13 protein-coding genes are annotated in these 14,084 nt (G+C 67.8%); 6 read left to right on the top strand and 7 right to left on the bottom strand.

The window, feature by feature from the left end; all coding sequences use genetic code 11:
• Positions 1-57 precede the first annotated feature (57 nt).
• Both WT60_RS29605 and WT60_RS35785 read right to left on the bottom strand, forming a co-directional pair.
• On the bottom strand, positions 58-633 hold the full coding sequence (locus WT60_RS29605) for a hypothetical protein (protein ID WP_059578738.1): 576 nt from the start codon (positions 631-633) through the stop codon (positions 58-60).
• A gap of 163 nt (positions 634-796) precedes the next feature.
• Positions 797-1,225, bottom strand: a complete 429-nt coding sequence (locus tag WT60_RS35785) for a hypothetical protein (protein ID WP_161788689.1) — start codon at positions 1,223-1,225, stop codon at positions 797-799.
• Between the two features lie 114 nt (positions 1,226-1,339).
• On the opposite strand from WT60_RS35785, the gene WT60_RS35780 reads away from it, so the two are divergent.
• The 3 genes from WT60_RS35780 (at position 1,340) to WT60_RS29590 (ending at position 2,921) form a co-directional block, all read left to right on the top strand.
• Positions 1,340-1,948, top strand: coding sequence for a helix-turn-helix domain-containing protein (locus tag WT60_RS35780; protein ID WP_197430370.1), 609 nt, complete (start codon positions 1,340-1,342; stop codon positions 1,946-1,948).
• A gap of 226 nt (positions 1,949-2,174) precedes the next feature.
• A complete protein-coding gene (locus WT60_RS29595; RefSeq protein WP_059578730.1) occupies positions 2,175-2,627 on the top strand; it encodes a GNAT family N-acetyltransferase in 453 nt (150 codons plus the stop codon).
• A gap of 75 nt (positions 2,628-2,702) precedes the next feature.
• Positions 2,703-2,921: a DUF1653 domain-containing protein gene (locus tag WT60_RS29590; protein ID WP_038752445.1), complete on the top strand. Its 219-nt coding sequence runs from the start codon at positions 2,703-2,705 to the stop codon at positions 2,919-2,921.
• Positions 2,922-3,206: 285 nt separating this feature from the next.
• Here the strand turns inward: WT60_RS29590 and WT60_RS34095 are convergent, their stop codons facing one another.
• The 3 genes from WT60_RS34095 to WT60_RS29575 form a co-directional block, all read right to left on the bottom strand.
• Positions 3,207-3,410, bottom strand: coding sequence for a hypothetical protein (locus WT60_RS34095; RefSeq protein WP_145986911.1), 204 nt, complete (start codon positions 3,408-3,410; stop codon positions 3,207-3,209).
• Between the two features lie 105 nt (positions 3,411-3,515).
• Positions 3,516-4,727 carry a crosslink repair DNA glycosylase YcaQ family protein gene (locus tag WT60_RS29585; RefSeq protein WP_059670042.1) on the bottom strand — a complete coding sequence of 404 codons (1,212 nt, stop codon included), beginning with the start codon at positions 4,725-4,727 and terminating at the stop codon, positions 3,516-3,518.
• 470 nt (positions 4,728-5,197) lie between these two features.
• Positions 5,198-6,595 (bottom strand): MFS transporter, encoded by a 1,398-nt coding sequence (locus WT60_RS29575; protein WP_060355755.1) that lies wholly within the window; start codon positions 6,593-6,595, stop codon positions 5,198-5,200.
• Positions 6,596-7,106: 511 nt separating this feature from the next.
• Here WT60_RS29575 and treA point away from each other — a divergent pair.
• Positions 7,107-8,816 (top strand): alpha,alpha-trehalase TreA, encoded by a 1,710-nt coding sequence (gene treA, locus WT60_RS29565; RefSeq protein ID WP_038752433.1) that lies wholly within the window; start codon positions 7,107-7,109, stop codon positions 8,814-8,816.
• Positions 8,817-9,187: 371 nt separating this feature from the next.
• On the opposite strand, the gene WT60_RS29560 is transcribed toward treA, so the two are convergent.
• A complete protein-coding gene (locus WT60_RS29560; RefSeq protein ID WP_059641978.1) occupies positions 9,188-10,078 on the bottom strand; it encodes a LuxR family transcriptional regulator in 891 nt (296 codons plus the stop codon).
• 460 nt (positions 10,079-10,538) lie between these two features.
• Here WT60_RS29560 and WT60_RS29545 point away from each other — a divergent pair, with 460 nt between their 5' ends.
• Together WT60_RS29545 and asnB are read left to right on the top strand one after the other, a co-directional pair.
• The gene (locus tag WT60_RS29545) at positions 10,539-11,363 is read left to right on the top strand and encodes an autoinducer binding domain-containing protein (protein WP_060355753.1); all 825 of its coding nucleotides are present in this window, start codon (positions 10,539-10,541) and stop codon (positions 11,361-11,363) included.
• Between the two features lie 217 nt (positions 11,364-11,580).
• Positions 11,581-13,551: an asparagine synthase (glutamine-hydrolyzing) gene (gene asnB, locus WT60_RS29540; protein ID WP_038752423.1), complete on the top strand. Its 1,971-nt coding sequence runs from the start codon at positions 11,581-11,583 to the stop codon at positions 13,549-13,551.
• A gap of 44 nt (positions 13,552-13,595) precedes the next feature.
• Here the strand turns inward: asnB and WT60_RS29535 are convergent, their stop codons facing one another.
• A complete protein-coding gene (locus WT60_RS29535) occupies positions 13,596-14,081 on the bottom strand; it encodes a winged helix-turn-helix domain-containing protein (RefSeq protein WP_038752421.1) in 486 nt (161 codons plus the stop codon).
• Positions 14,082-14,084: the final 3 nt, after the last annotated feature.

Below are 14,084 nucleotides of genomic sequence, written 5' to 3'. Positions count from 1 at the left end.
AGGCGCGCCGCGTCGCGTATCGGGCGACGCGCCGGCGCGGCGCGCCTTCATGCACGATCACCGGGTGCCGGTCACCGTCGTCGCGGCCAGCACGGGCATGCCGGCAACCGGCGCGGGCGACTGCTGCCGAAGCGCGACGAAGAAGTTGTAGGACCCCTGGCCGATCCACGGGATATAAACCGTGTAGCGATTGCCCGGATGTTCGCAATCCACGACGTAGGCCTGGGAATCGCCGGGCGTCGTGACCCACAGGCATGCGTATTCCGCGATCGGGTATTGGTGGGATTCGTCCCACGTCCAGTGAATGGTCGTGCTGCCCGTGCCGCTGACCGGCACGTTGACACGCTGCGGGTCCGCCGACAGGCTTCCGAACGGCGGCGGACAATTCCACATGCAGATCGGCCCCGGTTTCCATTTCTGCGAAGGGGCGCCGGCGAGCCACTGGACGAGTTGTTCCTGTTGCTCCGAAGTGAGACTGGACTGGTCGATGCCGCCGGATGCGCGCGTCGTCGTGTTGGACACGGCCGCGCGGAGCTGGTTGACGTCGAGGTCGCCGGTGTCGGCGCTCGCGGCGCAGACACCGGATACCGCCGCTTGCGCAATCACGGCGATTAATGCGGATTTGATTTTCATGATATCCCCAGGTTTTCGTTAATTGTTGTCGCGAGGAATGCTTGCCGATGCGCGGATATCAGCCGCGGGACGGCTTGAATATCGCGGCGACGGCTGAATGAAACGGGTTTCCCCGCGTGGCCGAGTATATTGAACGCGTATCGCGCGGATGGTGGATTCCCGTCTATTTTTGGCGCGACGGGGCGCCGGCCATGCGCGAGCGTTGAACGTCTCGGCGCGACGGGTAACGATCGGCGAATGCTCGGCCGAATTGATTCAAATCGAAATCGAGCGTTCCTATCTCGTCGCAAAAACGACGTATATCGGGGGCGACGTGGGCGAAACGCATATCGATATCCAGCGATTTTCGACTTTGGACGTGCCCGCGCGCGATCGATTCGAAGTCTGGACGGCCGGCGGCCATTGCGCATATTCGCTCGAGGATTCCGCGAGCGTGCCGTTCGACTGGGACTATACGGGGGCGGCCGTCGGTGCGATGTCGGTCGGCGAGCATCGCTGGCTTCACGCCGCGCGCCGCGCGACGATCAAGGCGACGCGCAACCGGCCTCGGATTCGCGCGGACGGTCTCGACGTCTGTCAATTCACGTTGCATGCGAGCGGTGCGCTCGTCTGGCAGAGCGCATCCGAAACCGGCGTCAAGCGGCCCGACGAGCTATATCTCGTCGACGCCGGGCAACCGTTCGACTCACGGATCGCCGCGGGCTCGATGCTGTGGCTCGCCGTTCCGCGGGCGCTGCTTTCGACGCGGGTGGACAGCTTGCACGGAAGTTCGCTGATGTCCGGCACCGGGCGATTGCTTGCCGATCACATCCGCTCGTTGATTCGCAACCTGCCGATACTGACGACCGCCGAGATTCCCGACATCGCCCGATCGACGGCGCGCCTCGCGAACGCGTGCGTGTCCGGGACGCCCGACGCCGTGGCGGAGGCGGGGCGGGAGATCGGCATGCTGCTCAGGCAGCGCGTTCAGCGGCACATCGACGCCCATCTCCTTGCGCCCGACCTGACGCCCGACTCGATCTGCAAGGCCGTGGGCGTGTCGCGGGCCAAGCTCTATCAGCTCTTCGAGCCGATGGGCGGCATCATGCACCGGGTTCGACGCAGGCGGCTCGAACTGGCTCGGCATGTGTTGGCGAATCCGGCGCGGCCGGCGGAGTCGATCGCCTCCGTTGCGTGGAGGCACGGGTTCGCGGACGAAAAATACTTCAGCCGGGCGTTCAAGGCGGCGTTCGGCCACACGCCGAGCGAGACGCTCGAGCAGGCGGGCGTACGCACGCGGTCGCGGCGCTTTTCCGGGCGGGCGGCGTCGTCCTAGCCGCGATCGTCGGCGTCGCCGTTCGCGCTCGCATCGCACGCCGCGCGCACTCACTCACTCACTCACGCCGCGCGAGGCGCGAGCGCGCGGCGCGTCGAGCACGCGCTTCGACATGCATCCCGCACCGCGAAACGCGCGGCATCGTCGCGTCTCTTGTTGAACGCCTGCGCTTCGCGTTATCTTCTGAAACATTCGCCATCGGCGTTTTGTTTTCCGGAGCCCTGCCGTGTCCACCTCATCGACGTCCGCGTTGCGCTTTTCGACCGACAACGCCGAACTCGACATCGACGCGATTCACGCGTTCCTGCGCGACGAAGCGCATTGGTCGACGGGCATTCCGCGCGACGTGGTCGAGCGGGCGATCGCCGGATCGCTGTGCTTCGGCGCGTATCTCGACGAACGGCTCGTCGGCTTCGCGCGGCTCGTTACCGATCGCGCGACGTTCGCGTATCTGTGCGACGTATTCGTCCTGCGCGCGTTTCGCGGCAACGGCTACGGCCGCGCGCTGATCGATCACGTGTTCGCGCACGACGCCGTGCGCGGGTTGCGCCGCGTGATGCTCGTCACGAGCGACGCGCACGGCCTGTACCGGCCCGTCGGCTTCGTCGCGCCCGCGCATCCGGAACGCTGGATGGAACTGCATCGGCCGAACGTGTACGCGCAACCTGAGGCGCGCTGAGTACGTCGGGCGCGCTGCGTTCGTGCGCTCGCCCGCGCATACAATACGCGCTTGCCGATTTTCAGGGAGCGCATCATGACCGAGCAGGAAGCCGAACGCATCGCGACGCATCGTCATTACAAGGGCGGGCTGTACCGCGTGGTCGGCGTCGCGCGGCATTCGGAGACGGAGGAATCGCTTGTCGTCTACGAGCAGTTGTGGCCGAAGGAGCGCAGCCTATGGGTGCGCCCCGAGGCGATGTTCAACGAAACGCTCGACGACGGCACGCCGCGCTTTCGCAAGCTGAGCGGCTGAGCGCGCGACGCGCGGGCGGCGGCCGGGTTGCCTGTGCCGCCGCGATCGAAGGCCGTTCGCGGCGGCGCATCGCGTGCGCGTCGATCCTTGCTCGGCGCGGTCGGCGGCGGGCGGGCCGGTCGCTCGTTTGCGAGAATGCGCGCGGCGTCGATCGGCCGGCGGTTCGTCGGCGAGTCGAACGGGAAGTCGGCGTGTGCGTGGTGGCCGTCTGTTTCGGCGCCGCGGCTTGCGGTGGCGCGCAGCCGTTCGGGACGGCGTGCGGGCGCTTGCGGCCGAGGCCCAACTTTATGCAGTCCGTGCGCGCACGCTGCGGGAAAGCGCGGCGAATCGCATTCCCGTGAAGCGCTTCCTTGTTTCCTTGTCGACGGGCGTCGATGCGAACGGAAAGCGCGACGGGCCGGCACCGGCGACGTTCGTCAGCGCGCGGCGGCGGCAGGGGGTTATCGATGGTTTGCCGTCGATGCGGTTTTCGACTTCGATTCCGGCCACGCTTCGCTTTCGGCTGCGGCTGCGGCTTCGCTTACGACCTCGGCGTCGGCTTCGGTTTCCATTTCAACTTCAACTTCAACCCGGTCTCGCCATCGTCCGCGTCCGTCATTGCGCGCCAATCGCCCGCGCAATCTCCTTCGGCGCGTTGCCGATCGCGATCACCGGCGTCTCGTGCCAGTCGGCGAGCTTGCGCACCGCGCGCCCGACGTCGGCCGCGAGCCCCGCGCCGAGCCGCACGCCCGGCTCGATGTGCACGGCCTTCAGCTCGAACACGCGTTGCGCGCGATGCGCCTTCGCGTCGACGCGGCCGACGAGCCGCCCGCGATGCAGGATCGGCAGGCAGAAGTAGCCGTAGCGGCGCTTGTGCGCGGGCGTGTAGCACTCGATCGTGTAGTCGAAGTCGAACAGCGCCGACGCGCGCCGCCGGTCCCAGACGACCGGATCGAACGGCGACAGCAGCGTCGTGACCGTCGAGCGCAGCGCGCCGTCGCGCGCGGCGTCGACGAGCGGCGCGAGTGCGCGATGCACGAACGCGTCTTCCTTCCAGCCGTCGACCGCGACGGGCAGCAGCTCGCCCGCATCCGCGCGCGCATGCAATGCGTCGCGATACGAGCGCTTCGGCAGCCGGTAATAGTCGGCGATCCAGTCCGCGCGCACGATGCCGAGCGCGCGGCACGTGTTGTCGACAAGGCGCGGCAGCACCGCGTCGCGCGGGGGCAGATCGCGCGCGTCGTCCCAGTCCGGCAGCACGCGTTCCGCGACGTCGTACACGCGTTGGAAGTTGCGCCGCTCGGCGACCATCAACTGCCCGGTCGAGAACAGCACTTCGAGATGGCGCTTCTCGGGCTTCCAGTCCCACCAGCCGTTGCCCTTGCCGGCGCTGCGCGTGAAGTCGGCGGAGCGCACGGGGCCGTTCGCGCGGACGTGCGCGAGCAGCTCGTCGATTTCCTTGCGATGGGTCGCGTGCCAATCGGCCGCGTATTTCCAGCCCATCCCGACCGGGTTGAGCATTTTGTGGCGCATCAGTCCGAAGTCCTCGGTCGGCAGGAAGCAGGCCTCGTGCGACCAGTATTCGAACAGCCTCTTGTCGGCGAGATGCTCGTCGAGCCATTGCGGCGCATACGGGCCGAGCCGGCTGAACAGCACGAGATACGGGCTGCGCGCGACGACGTGGATCGTATCGATCTGCAACTGCGCCATCCGGCGAATCGCGTCGAGCACGTCGGCCTTGACGGCTTTGCGCCGGGGCGGGGTCAGCAGGCCTTGGGCCGCGAGGTGCAGGGCGCGGGCGGAAGCGATCGAGAGCGGAGCGGTCACGAGCGGCGAGAACGATGCAATGGGCGGACGGATGCGCCACTTTAGCGCGAATCGGCGCGCCGCGCCGTGCGCCGCGAAGCATTGCGGCGCGGGCGTCTGACAATCGTTGACAGAAGTCTGTCGGAAGTTTCCTTATAGTCTCATCGACACAAGTACTCTGCTTCCGACGCACGATACCTCTATGGCACGCAGGGAGCGAGTCCGGACGTCTCACCCCCGTCGAGACGGCCGGAGCAGTTCAAGCGGACATCCATGCGGCTTTCAGCCGGCCCCGAGTGGATGTCCGCCGATTTTTTTGGGGCGACGGATTTTCCGCGGCCCAATTCCGATCGAACTCCGAACTCCGAACTCCGAACTCCGAACTCCGAACTCCGAACTCCGAACTCCGAACTCCGAACTCCGAACTCCGAGCGGCGACGCGAAGCGTTCGCCCGTCCCGATTTCCCGTTTATTTCGCACACCCGATCGCATCAGCCGCGCTTGCCGCGCGCGACTTCGTCGCCCGCGTTCGGCGGCAGCCGGCGCGTGATCGGAATCGACGCGAACGAACACAGGCCGACCACGACAAACGCGGGCCAGAAGTCCGACCAGACCATCGTCGGATGCCCTTGCGCCCAATGCGACACGTGCAGCACGAGCGCCGCGACCGTCACGCCGAGGCCGAGCGACATTTGCTGGACGACGCTGCCGAGGCTCGTCGCGCGGCCCGCGTCGCGCGAGGAGATTTCCGCGTAGATCATCGAATTGAGGCTCGTGAACTGCAACGCGGGGAAGATGCCGCCGACGAGCACGATGAGCCAGATCGCGAGCACCGACATGCCCGGATGGAACACGCCGTACGCGGCGATCGCAAGCCCGGCGAACGCCGCGTTGTACATCAGCACCGTCCGGAAGCCGAAGCGCTTGAGCGTGCGCGGCGCGAGCATGCGCGTGAGCGCGCCGCCGACGGCCGACGCGCACGTGATCGCGCCGGAATGGAACGCGCTCATGCCGAGCCCCTCCTGCAGCGTGAGCGGCAGCAGGAACGGCACCGCGCCGAGGCCGATCCGGAACAGCGAGCCGCCGACGACGCTCGCGTGATACGTAGGAATGCGCAGGAAGCGCAGATCGAGAACCGGCCGCTCGACGCGCCGCGCATACAGCACGTAGAAGCCGACGAGCGCCGCGCCCGTGCCGCTCATCGCGAGCGCGGTGCCGCGCGACACGAGCGCGCCGTCGAGCAGCGTGAGGCCCATCAGCAGGAGCGCGGCGCCCGCGGCGGACAGGATGAAGCCGAACCAGTCGAGCGGGCCGGGATCGAGCTCGTGCGTGTTCGCGATGTGCTTGTTCGCGAGATAGATGCCGAGCAGGCCGATCGGCACGTTGATGAAGAAGATCAGCCGCCAGTGCAGGTACGTCGTGATGAAGCCGCCGAGGAGCGGCCCGGCGGCGGGCCCGAAGAGCGCGGGCACGCTCAGGTAGTTCATCGCGCGCACGAGCTCCGTGCGCGGCACCGCGCGGAAGATGATGATGCGCCCGACTGGCACCATCATCGCGCCGCCGACGCCCTGCACGAAGCGCGCGAACGTGAAGAGCTCGAGGCTGTTCGACGCCGCGCACAAGAGCGAACCCGCGACGAAGATGCCGATCGCGGTGCGGAACACGGTGCGCGCGCCGAAGCGGTCGGCGAGCCATCCGCAGATCGGGATGAACACGCCGAGGCCGACGACATAGCTCGTGATCGCGATGTTCAGCGTGACGGGGTTCTGCCCGAAGTCGCGCGCCATCGCGGGCAGCGCCGTCACGATGATGTTGGCGTCTACGCTTTCCATGAACAACGCGCAAGCGACGATCAGCGGTGCGAGGAAAGCGTAGATAGCAGACGGCATGGCAACGACGCGCGATAAAGACGTCATTATTGCATCGATTGTTGCAGCATGCTTGCGCGTGCAACGACGTGTTGTCGTCGCGCGTCGCCGGCCGCGCGCGGCCCGGGATCGATGCTCGAGGCGCCGCGCCCGCCGGGCGGCGGGCCGGCTGCGTCGCCGGGCGGAGCGTCGCGGCGTCGCGCGCGGCGTTCGGCGAGGGCGCCGCGCGCCGCTCGCGCATCCGGCCGTCGCGACGCACGACGAGCTCGCGACCGCTGCTCGCGCCCGCGAAAGCGCTGCCGCAGCGGCGAGCGGGCGGGCGCGGCGAGAGCGACGCGACCGCGCTCGACGTGCGCATGCGGCGCGCGTTGTCGGGCCATATGTGCGTAATGTGCGATGTACCGCTTGCCTGAACGCGGGTTTTCGTGCGAATCTGCCCGCCGCGGCATACGACAGACAAAAGCCGCGACGCACGAGGCCCGCGCGGCAGGAGACCGTATTGCCATTCATCGCGAAAACGGGAGGAGGAGATATGGTCACGCCGCGGCATCGCCCGCTTCAGCTTCATGTTGAGAATCCGTTCCATCGCCGGCTGCTGAATGCGCCCGCCTGGGTTGCGCTCGTCGCTGCGGCCGGCATCGGCTGCACGAGCGCGACGCTCGCTCGCGCCGACTCATCGCCCGCGCCGGCTTCCGCCGTTTCCGCGGCGGCCTTCGCATCGAGCGTCGCGCCGAGCGCCGCTTCGATTCCGCCGCCGCCTAGCCAGCTCTACGGCGATCTCTTCGTTGCGGTGCAAACCGCGCAGATCTTCGAAGACCAGAAGACCTTCGTCGATTCGACGCCGAACGCCGATCCCGCGACGATCGTCCAGCTCTACCAGCAGCAGAAAGGGCAGCCCGGCTTCTCGCTGAAGGCGTTCGTCGCGCAGTACTTCACGCCGCCGTCGGACCAGTCGGTGAGCCCGCCGGCGAACCAGACGCTGCGCGAGCACATCGACTGGCTGTGGCCGAACCTCACGCGCACGACGGCGAGCGTGCCGCCTTACAGTTCGCTGATTGCGCTGCCGAAACCGTACGTGGTGCCGGGCGGGCGCTTCCGCGAGGGCTACTACTGGGATACGTACTTCACGATGCTCGGCTTGCAGGAGGCGGGCCGCGAAGATCTCGTCGACGACATGCTCGATAACTTCGCATACCTGATCGACACCGTCGGCCACGTGCCGAACGGCAACCGCAGCTACTACGTGAGCCGCTCGCAGCCGCCGTTCTTCGCGTACATGGTGACGCTCGCAGCGAAGGTCGAGGGCAATCGCGTCTATCAGAAGTATCTGCCCGCGCTGCGCAAGGAGTACGCGTACTGGATGCAGGGCGAGCGCACGACGCCGCGCGGCCAGGCGGCGCGCAACGTGGTCGCGATGCCGGACGGCTCGGTGCTGAACCGCTACTGGGACGCGAGCGACACGCCGCGCGACGAGTCGTATCTCGAAGACGTGAAGACCGCGCAGCAGGCGAGCGGCCGGCCGGCGGCGGAAGTCTGGCGCGACTTGCGCGCGGCGGCCGAGAGCGGCTGGGACTTCAGCTCGCGCTGGTTCGGCGACAACCAGACGCTCGTGACGATCCGCACGACCGCGATCGTGCCCGTCGACCTGAACAGCCTGATGTTCAACCTCGAGGCGACGATCGCGAAGGGCTGCGCGGTGACGCGCGATTTCGCGTGCGTCGCCGAGTTCGCCGGCCGCGCCGGGAAGCGGGCGGTCGCGATCAACCGCTATCTGTGGAACCGCAACGGCTATTACGGCGATTACGACTGGAAGCTCGGCAAGCCGCGCGAGAACCTGTCGGCGGCGGCGCTGTATCCGCTGTTTGCGGGCGTCGCGTGGCCGGAGCGCGCGAAGCTGACGGCGAAGAACGTGCAGAAGACGCTGCTCAAGCCGGGCGGGCTCACGACGACGACCTACGATACGACGCAGCAGTGGGACGCGCCCAACGGCTGGGCGCCGCTGCATTGGATCGCGCTCGTCGGGCTGCAGCAATACGGCGAGAAGGCGCTCGCGAACGACATCGGCACGCGTTTCCTAGCCGACGTGAAGGGTGTATACGCGTCGCAGGGCAAGCTTGTCGAGAAGTACGTCGTCGAAGGCGCGGGCACGGGCGGCGGAGGCGGCGGCGAGTACCCGCTGCAGGACGGCTTCGGCTGGACCAACGGCGTGACGCTCAAGCTGCTCGATCTGTACGGCGGCTGACGCATGCCGGAGCGGGTGGAGCGCGGGCGGCGGCGAGCGGCTTGCGCTGCATCCGTTGGTTGCGGATGCAACGATCGCGAGCAGGCAGATGCATGGCCGCGGCTCGCGATCGTCGTCGATGGCGCGTTCGTCGTCGCGCGGTGAGGCTCGGCGAGCGCGCGGCGGTCGCGTGGTGTTTGCGCGGGCGTTGTATCTTGCGTCTTCGCGTCTTCGCGTCTTCGCTTTTTCGCCTCTTCGTTCGTCGCATGCCGGCGCTTTGCGTTCGCCTTTCGGGCGCGCCGCTCGTTGTCCGTTGCCGCCGCCGGCCCGCGGCGGCGTCTCTTTCGATCTCGCGATCGCGCGCGGCCGGTCGCCGTGCGTGATCACGCGAATCAGATCAATCCGCGCGCCGACGCGAAATAAGTCAGCTGAATCCGGTTCGCGACGCCGAAGCGTTTGCGCAGCTTGCGCAGATGGTAGTCGACGTTGTGCGCGCTGGTGTCGAGCCGTCGGCCGATCTCCTTGTCGGACGCGCCTTCGGCGATGCCGATGAGCAGCTCGCGCTCGAACGGCGTGAGGCGCTCGGCCGCGCGCTCGCGCGACGACGCGATCAGTTGCGGCGCCGCGAACCGGTGCGCCGACAAGCCGAGCGACAGCACCTGCTCGAGCGTCGCCGACGAGATCCAGTCGCGCGAGCGGCGCGGCGCGGTGAAGCTCGCGAACGCATGCATGCGCGTGCCCGGCACGGGCATCGAATACATCACGCCGCTGCACATGTCGTCGTCGTGCATCACGCGCAGGAAGCCGTCGAGCCCGTCCGCGCCGCGCGGCGCGTGGTCTCGCGCGAGCTGGCGCAAGTCCCAGACGACGGGCATGCTCGATGCGCGCGAGCCGAGCATCCGCGGATCGACGTCGTGATGGCGGCGCCGCACGTAATCTCCGCGATACGCGGCGGGCGTGAACGCTTCGTGCAGGTACAGGCATTCGGCGTCGTCGCGCGTGAACTCGAGTGCGAAATAGGCGAACGTCGCGAAGCCCATCAGCCGCAGCAGGCTCGTCGCGATGCGGCCGCATTCGGCGGTGCCGCGCGCGCTCGCGAGCATTTCCGCCACGCCCAGGCGCGGCGCGAAGCGCGGCTCGGCATCGGTCGCGCGCCTCGCGTGGCCGCACCAGACGACGTCGATCGACTGCGCGTCGCGCGCCGCGCCGCCGGGGTTCGCGCACGACACGGGCCGCGCGACTGCCGCGGCGGCGGCGTCCTCCTGCACTGCAATGTCCGACATGACGAAAAACCTCGCGGCGGTGGCCCGATGCCGTTCGATCGAACGGACGGACGCGGTGTGCGATCGCCACGTGCACGCTCGTGACGAGCGCGTATGCGGCTCGTGTGCTCGCGACGCGAACCGGCTGCGGCGCGCGCGTTCGCGTGTGCGACGCGGACCCTTCCATCGTGCGCGGCGTGGATGCGCATGTCGTTGCCTCGCACGTCGCAAATGCGCACGGCGCTGACGCGCATGCCGCAGGCGCGCGCATTGCGGACACGCTCGCCCGCGCCCGACATCCGCACGTCGCAACTCGCGCCCTTGTCGCGGGCGAAGGCATTGTACAAAGCGGCACGCTTGCGCGTAATATCCCGTAATACTAACCGCACAGAGCAGCGCTACGAAAGCGCGAATCAAAGACCGCTTGCATGCCGGGGTTCCTGCGCAACAGCGTCACGAACACAGGAAGCCGATTTTCCCCATGACAATTGCCGACAGCGCGCCGCGCATCGAATGGTTCTCGCATGCCGAGCTCGCCGCATCGCGCGGAGAATTCGCGCCGCGCGATGCACATTCTTCCGTCTCGTCGTTCGCTGCATCGCACGATGGGCCGCGCCGCGCGTCGTTCGACGTCGCGGACTGCGATGCGCGCTTGCGCGCGGCCGGCTTCACGACGCTCTGCTACGGCGCATTCGAGCTGATCGGCCAGCAAATGCTCGCCGCATATCTGCTGCGCGAGTTCGCGCCCGTGTCGTTCGTGCGCGCGTACGTCGAAGGCCGGATGTTCGAAGCCGATCCGCGCTTCGCCGAATGGCGGCAGGGCGTCTCGCCGGTCGCGTGGCGGCTCGACGAGCTCGACGCGCACGCGCGCCGCACGGGCGAGCGGCGCATGCTCGCGCTCGTGAATTCGTTGCGTGCGCATGCAATGCACAGCGGCGTGATCTTTTGCTGGCCGGTGCCGCATCTCGATTTGCGCGTCGCCGTGAGCCTCGCGTCCGAGGCGCACGACGCGTGGTTCGACGATCGCGTGGTCGGCTGCGCGCTCGCGCTCAGCCTCGACGTGCATCGCGCCGCGCAGCCGCATCTCGATGCGCGCGTCGGCGGTGCGCGCGCGTTCGTGCTCGAGGACGGCGAGGCGGCCGTGCTCGAGCGGCTCGTGCACGGCCTGTCCGATCAGGAAATCGCCAACGCGCTCAGCACCTCGCTGCATCGCGTCGGCGCGCAGATCCGCACGCTCGAAAAACGTTTCAACGCGCGCAATCGCGCGCAGCTCGCCTATCTCGCGGCGCGACGTCTGCGTACATGACGAATCGCGCATCGAACGCGTGTTGGATGACGCGGCGCAACAGATCGGCGCATCGTGTACAAAATCGCGACAGCAGAATTAATTTTTCACTGGAAAAAAATGAACGCTGCAAGCCGGATTAATTGACGAATATTTTCTTCGTAATATGCGCCCAACCGACGGGTGCGAGCCGCCCGTCAAGCGATATCCTTTTCACCATTCGAACGAGATATTCGTCATGTGCGGAATCAGCGGCTTCGTGGGCCCTGTCGCATGCGCGCCGGAGACAGCCCGCGCGACCCTCGCGCGAATGACGGACAGTCTCGCGCATCGCGGCCCGGACGATAGCGGTTTGTGGGTCGATCCCGGCGCGGGTGTCGCGCTCGGGCATCGGCGCCTGTCGATCGTCGATTTGTCGGAGCACGGACATCAGCCGATGCACTCGGCGTGCGGCCGCTACGCGATGACGTTCAACGGCGAGATCTACAACTTTCGCGAGTTGCGCCGCGAGCTCGAGCGCGAGCATCGCGCGCCCGAATGGCGCGGTCATTCGGATAGCGAAGTGTTGCTTGCCGCGTTCGCCGCATGGGGCATCGATCGCGCGCTGCAAAAAGCGGTCGGCATGTTCGCGCTCGCGCTATGGAATCGGGAATCGCGCGTGCTTACGCTTGCGCGCGATCGCATCGGCGAGAAGCCGCTCTATTACGGCCGCGTCGGCGGCTCGTTCGTGTTCGGCTCGGAGCTGAAGGCGCTGCGGCGCTTTCCCGGCTTCGAATCGCATGCGGTCGATCGCGATGCGCTGTGCCTGTATTTGCGGCACGCGAGCGTGCCCGCGCCGTACACGATCTACGAAGGGATTCGCAAGCTGCCGCCCGGCACTTACCTGCAGCTCGAGGACATCGAGGTCGAACCGGTGCCGCGCCGCTACTGGTCGCTCGAGCGGGTGATCGCCGCGGGCCGCGCGAATCCGTTCGACGGCGATGCGAACGCCGCCGTCGCGCAGCTCGATCACGTGTTGCGCGACGCGATCGCCGAGCAGTCGGTCGCCGACGTGCCGCTCGGCGCGTTCCTGTCGGGCGGCGTCGATTCGTCGGTGATCGTCGCGCTGATGCAGACGCAAACGGCGCAGCCGGTGCAGACGTTCACGATCGGCTTCCATGAAGCGGGCTACGACGAGGCGGGGCATGCGAAGGCGGTCGCGAAGCATCTTGGCACGTCGCACACCGAGCTTTACGTGAAGCCGTCCGACGTGCTCGCGACCGTGCCGCGCATGCCGTGCGTCTACGACGAGCCGTTCGCCGATTCGTCGCAGATCCCGACGCTGCTCGTCTCCGAGCTGACGCGCCGCCACGTGAAGGTGAGCTTGTCGGGCGACGGCGGCGACGAGCTGTTCGGCGGCTACACGCGCTACTTCCTGACGCCGCGCCTATGGGGACGGCTGCGCCGCGTGCCGGCCGCGGTGCGGATGCGGATCGCGGCCGCGCTGCACGCGCTGCGGCCCGATCACGCGGACCAGATCGCCGCGCTCGTGCAGGGCGCATGGAGCGCGTCGGCGCAGCGCGACGCGTCGCCGCGCGTAGGCGACCGCCTGCACAAGCTCGCGAACGTGATGACGGCGGACAGCCGCACGTCGCTGTACCGGCTGCTGATGTCGTCGGTTCATCATCCGGAGCGCTTCACGCTCGCGGGCCGCGAGCCGCAGACGCTGATCGACACGCCGGGCGCGTGGCCCGCGGGCCTGTCGTTCGCCGAGCAGGCGATGGCCGTCGATACGCTCACGTACCTGCCGACCGACATCCTGACGAAGGTCGACCGCGCGGCGATGGCGGTGAGCCTCGAAACGAGGATGCCGTTTCTCGATCACCGCGTCGTCGAATTCGCGTGGCGGCTGCCCGAGGCGCTGCGGATTCCGAACGGGCAGGACAAATGGCTGTTGCGCAAGCTGCTGTACCGTTACGTGCCGCGGCCGCTGATCGACCGGCCGAAGCAGGGCTTTTGCGCGCCTGTCGGCGCGTGGCTGCGCGGCGAGCTGAGCGACTGGGCGGCGGAGCTGCTGAACCCCGCGCGCCTGCGCGACGAAGGCTATTTCGACGCGATGCGCGTCGAACGGCTGTGGCGGCAGCACCAGTCGGGCCGGATGAACTGGCAGCATCCGCTATGGACGGTGCTGATGTTCCAGGCGTGGCTCGAGCGTCAGCGCGCCGAGTAGGCGCGCCGCGCGCGGACTCGGTCCGCGTGCGGCGCGGGCTGCGCTCAATGGTATTCGGCGACGAGCTTGAGGTACGGCGCGGCGGACGGACGCGCGACCGGCGCGATCGGCGCGTTGGGCGCGATCGGTGCGATCGGTGCGGCCGTATCGGAGACGCGCGGTTCTTCGGTGCGCACCGCGTGCTGCGCGTCGTGCGCCTCGACGCGCGTCGTCGCCGCGCCGAACAGCACGAGCCGGTAGCCGACCGAATAGATCGGAATGATCCGCATGTTCTTGTCGAAGTCGAGGCCGAGCTTCGAGCGGATGCGCGACACGTGCGTGTCCAGCGTGCGCGACGACACCGCGAGCTCGCGGCCCCAGACCGCTTCCTGGATCGCCTGGCGCGACACCACCTTGTTCATGTTGTCGAGCAGGAATTCGACGACGTCGAACTCGCGCGGCGTCAGGTTGATCGGCTCGCCGTCGATCTCGATGATGCGGCGGACGAAGTTGATCTTGATGTTGTCGATGTGCAGATACTTGCAATCCATGAT

The sequence above is a fragment of the Burkholderia sp. MSMB617WGS genome (assembly GCF_001532025.2).
In the GTDB taxonomy this organism is placed as follows: Bacteria; Pseudomonadota; Gammaproteobacteria; order Burkholderiales; family Burkholderiaceae; genus Burkholderia; species Burkholderia savannae.
Note: the sequence above shows the minus strand (reverse complement) of the source record. Positions and strands in the feature narration are given on the sequence as shown.